Here is a 691-nt window from a genome sequence, read left to right on the forward strand (position 1 = left end):
GGCCCAGGCGGTGCATCAGCACCCGCACCAGCAGGCGGTACTCCTCGGGCGTGGCGTCGCGGTCCAGCAGCACCAGCACCCGCAACCTCGGAGTTTCGGCGGTGGTGCTGGCCGTGCTGTAGACCACCGCCGCCCAGCCTGCCTCCCGCAGTTGGTCCAGCAGGTCGTCCCGGTCGGTGGGGGTCAGCCAGTCGGCGTCCAGGGTCAGTACCCCACGCGAGACCACCGCATCCTTCGAGCGGTGCTTCCCGTCCAGTCGCCCCAGCACGTAGCAGGGGCCATCCTTCTGGCCCTTACGCGGCTTCTCAGCCCAGGCCTGCACCTCGGCCCACGTGACCGTGCCCGGCGTCCAGGTCTTCGCCTCGGCGGTCCCCGCCGTCGAGACAGATAGCGCACGTGCCACCGGGTCACTGGTCCCGGTAGGCTTCGCCGTATCGAGTTCGGTGGTCTTCTCCGCCGTTGCGCCGCCCCTGGTCGGGCGGCGCTTCTCGTTTTCAGCCACGGTGCGCACCATCGTTCAGCAGCGCGCTCAGGTGGCGCACCTGCTCGGGGCGCAGCTTTGGGCCCGTTGTAAGCCGCTCAGTGATGGCACGCTCAAGCACTGCCACAGTCAGGGCGCGGCGCGCGTCGGCCTCAGCCTCGGGGGTGGGTACTCGCCCCCGCTGATGCAGGACTGCCAGGCGGTTCCTGG

General features: G+C 70.3%; 2 protein-coding genes. Both read right to left on the reverse strand.

All coding sequences use genetic code 11. The annotated features are described in order from the left end of the window. The coding region (locus FV560_RS19965) for a hypothetical protein (RefSeq protein WP_200837858.1) at positions 1–502 on the reverse strand (502 nt) is incomplete at its 3' end. After that, the coding region (locus FV560_RS20460; protein WP_235020257.1) for a hypothetical protein at positions 495–691 on the reverse strand (197 nt) is incomplete at its 5' end. The genes FV560_RS20460 and FV560_RS19965, both read right to left, overlap by 8 nt.

The organism is Ruania rhizosphaerae, assembly GCF_009805705.1.
In the GTDB taxonomy this organism is placed as follows: domain Bacteria; phylum Actinomycetota; class Actinomycetes; order Actinomycetales; family Beutenbergiaceae; genus Ruania; species Ruania rhizosphaerae.